This is a genomic window from Streptomyces sp. SID14436 (assembly GCF_010548465.1).
In the GTDB taxonomy this organism is placed as follows: domain Bacteria; phylum Actinomycetota; class Actinomycetes; order Streptomycetales; family Streptomycetaceae; genus Streptomyces.
Window position 1 is genome coordinate 1 of record NZ_JAAGMD010000034.1, and the last position, 3201, is coordinate 3201.

At 73.3% G+C, this 3201-nt stretch carries 4 protein-coding genes and 1 riboswitch; of the genes, 3 read left to right on the forward strand and 1 reads right to left on the reverse strand.

The genetic code is table 11. The annotated features are described in order from the left end of the window. Positions 1–89: 89 nt before the first annotated feature. A complete protein-coding gene (locus tag G3I53_RS01420) occupies positions 90–737 on the reverse strand; it encodes a class II aldolase/adducin family protein (RefSeq protein WP_239063470.1) in 648 nt (215 codons plus the stop codon). A 291-nt stretch (positions 738–1028) separates the two neighbouring features. On the opposite strand from G3I53_RS01420, the gene G3I53_RS01425 reads away from it, so the two are divergent. From G3I53_RS01425 to G3I53_RS01435, 3 genes are all read left to right on the forward strand, one after another. Further along, the gene (locus G3I53_RS01425; RefSeq protein WP_164334693.1) at positions 1029–2303 is read left to right on the forward strand and encodes an inorganic phosphate transporter; all 1275 of its coding nucleotides are present in this window, start codon (positions 1029–1031) and stop codon (positions 2301–2303) included. A 31-nt stretch (positions 2304–2334) separates the two neighbouring features. After that, positions 2335–2556: a hypothetical protein gene (locus tag G3I53_RS01430; protein WP_164334694.1), complete on the forward strand. Its 222-nt coding sequence runs from the start codon at positions 2335–2337 to the stop codon at positions 2554–2556. Between the two features lie 203 nt (positions 2557–2759). Further along, positions 2760–2834, forward strand: a riboswitch (cobalamin riboswitch). A gap of 141 nt (positions 2835–2975) precedes the next feature. After that, positions 2976–3201: cobalamin biosynthesis protein (locus G3I53_RS01435; protein ID WP_343240536.1), on the forward strand; the 226-nt coding region annotated here is incomplete at its 3' end.

The following is a 3201-nucleotide window of genomic DNA, read 5'->3' on the forward strand; positions in this document are numbered from 1 at the left end:
GGTGCACCCGGGGGTGCCGCCCGGGCCGCCCCCGGAGTGGCCCGGCCGGACGGGACCGCGCGCCCGCCGCCCCGCCGGGGCGCACCCCCTCACCCCGGCTGCCCGTACCCCCGCAGGCGCTCCCCCACCTCGGCGACCTGGTCCCGGGTCAGCAGGGACGGGGTCAGGCCCGGGACGGAGGAGGCGGTGAGCCAGAGGCGGCACATCCACTCCAGCTGCGCGGTGCGGTCGTACGCCTGGTCGAGGGTGGTGCCGTGGGTGAGGGTGCCGTGGTTGCGCAGGAGGCAGCCGGAGCGGTCCCGCAGGGCGTGGAGGACGTGTCCGGCCAGCTCGTCCGTCCCGTAGGGGGCGTAGGGGGCGACGCGGACGGGGCCGCCGAGCGCCGCGGCCATGTAGTGGACCGGCGGGAGTTCGTCGACGAGCGTGGAGACGGCCGTCGCGTGCACGGCGTGGGTGTGGACCACGGCGCGGGCGCCGGTCGCGCGGTAGACCGCCAGGTGCATGGGCAGCTCGCTGGTCGGGACCAGCGAGCCGAGGACCTGCCGCCCGCTCAGGTCGACGCCGGTGACGTCCTCGGGGCCCAGCCGGTCGTAGGGCACCCCCGAGGGGGTGACGAGCACGGTGTCGCCGACCCGCACCGAGACGTTGCCGGAGGTGCCGACGACGAGTCCCTCGGTGACCGTGCGGCGGGCGGCTGCGACGAGTTCCGCCCATGCGCGGGCCTGCGTGTGACGCATGTCACCCTCTGGATCGTCGTGCCTTTTGCCGGGTCCGTTCCGTCCGCCGGCCGCTTTCTCCTCTGCCATGCGGAGATCCTTCCAGGCCCGCTCCGGCGCCCCGGCCCAGGTGCGGCACGGTCGGCGAAAGCCGTGCGAACGCAGGGCTTTCGGGGGGTCACGCAGTGCGCCCGGACGGCGGAGCGGCACCCCCCTCTTCCGGTCACCGTGGCGCCCGTCCCAGTTCATCTTCCGTTCACCCGCGTTACCTACGTTCGACGCGCCAATGACCTCGAACGATTGCCTGGGTAAATGGAAAGCTTCTCGCTGATCCTCGCGATTGTGGTGGTAACCGCACTCGCGTTCGATTTCACGAACGGTTTCCACGACACCGCCAACGCGATGGCAACGACCATTTCGACCGGTGCGATGCGACCCAAGGTCGCGGTGGCCATGTCCGCCGTGCTGAACCTTGTCGGTGCTTTTCTCTCGGTGGAGGTCGCCAACACGATCTCCAAGGGCCTCGTCGACGAGGCCGGCATCCGTCCCGAGGTCATCTTCGCCGCTCTGGTGGGCGCGATCCTCTGGAACCTCCTCACCTGGCTGGTCGGCCTGCCGTCCAGCTCCTCGCACGCCCTCATGGGCGGTCTGATCGGTGCCACCGTCGCCTCGGCCGGCCTGGGCGCCGTGCACGGTGACGTACTGGTCACCAAGGTCCTGATCCCCGCGATCGCCGCCCCGATCGTCGCCGGCATCGCCGCGATGTTCGCGACCAGGCTGACCTACCGCATGGGCAAGAAGGCCAACGGCAAGGCGGCCGAGAAGGGCTACCGCGCCGGGCAGATCGCCTCCGCCGGCCTGGTCTCCCTGGCCCACGGCACCAACGACGCCCAGAAGACGATGGGCATCATCACGCTGGCCCTGGTCTCCGGCGGCGTCCTCGTCCCGGACTCCGACCCGCCCATGTGGGTCATCGTCTCCGCGGGCGTGGCCATCGCGCTCGGCACCTACCTCGGCGGCTGGCGCATCATCCGCACCATGGGCAAGGGCCTCACCGACCTCCAGCCGCAGCAGGGCTTCGCCGCCCAGACCAGCGCCGCGACGGTCATCCTGGCCTCCTCGCACCTCGGCTTCTCCCTCTCCACCACGCACTCCGTCTCCGGTGCCGTGATGGGCGCCGGCCTGGGCCGCAAGGGCGGTGTCGTCCGCTGGTCGACCGCCACGCGGATGTTCGTCGCCTGGGGCCTGACGCTGCCGGCCGCGGCTATCGTCGCGGCGATCGCCGAGTGGGTCTGCGGCTTCGGCGCCTGGGGCACCGCTGCGGTGGCCGCCTTCCTCGTCGTCTCCAGCGCGGCGATCTGGAAGATCTCCCGGCGCGAGATCGTGGACCACACCAACGTCAACGACACCGACGACACCGGCACCCCGGCCCCCGCCGACGAGCCGGCCGGCGTGGTGACCACGGCCATGGCCGCCGTGACCCCGCCCCCGGTGGGCGCCCTCGCCGACGACCTCGCGGCCACCATCCCGGCCCCCGCGGGCGCCACCGCCGACCCGGCGGCTCCGGCGACCCCCACCACCGTCTGACCGCGACCCGGTACGAAGGAAGAAGAGCACCATGACAATCGACTGGGCGGCCCTCGGCTCCGTCTTCGGCGTCAGTCTCGTGGTCACCGTGGCCCTGGTCGGCCTGTTCACCCTCGGCATCGCCGGACTGTCCCGGCGCGACCAGGCCGCCGAGCAGGGCCAGTCCGCGGCCCTGGCGGTCACCGGCGCCTACGCCTGCTTCGCCACCTGCGTGGCGGCGGTGGGCTACGGGATCTACCTGATCATGGCGTGACCACCGCCTGATCCGACGTCCCGCCCGGCGGGCGGTCACGGGGCTCCGGCCCGGCGGCCGCCCGCCGTCGTGTCCCCGGGGTCCTCTCCCTCGCGGCGCACGTCCCGCTGTGTGCCTCGGCACACTTCAGCCCCGCAGGTCAGCGGCAAGTTGACGGGTGTTCGGGGATCGTGGTGGACTTCCGGGGCCAACACGGCGGCAGGAGAGGAAGCCGGTGCGACTCCGGCGCGGTCCCGCCACTGTCACCGGGGGTCGACACCCCCGGGAGCCAGGAACTCTCGCCGCCGGTCTCGTCGAACCAGGGCGTGGACACCCTGAGTGAGGACATATCGCCATGCGCGGCTGCCTGCCGAGGTCGGTCAACCCCTCCCCGCCCCGCTCCGGGGCCGTGTCCCGCGGATCCGTCACCGGCTGACCCCATGCGTGCCGATCGCGTGTTCGCGTACGGCGCCGCCGCCGGCCTCCTCGGCGACCTGCTCCTCGGCGATCCCCGCCGCGGGCACCCGGTCGCCGCGTTCGGACGGGCCGCGGCCGCCGTGGAAGGGGTGCTGTGGCGGGACAGCCGGGGCCGGGGCGCCCTGCACACCGGGGTGTGCGTGGGCGGCACCGTGGCGCTCGGCGCTCTCGCCGCCCGCCAGGTCCGCT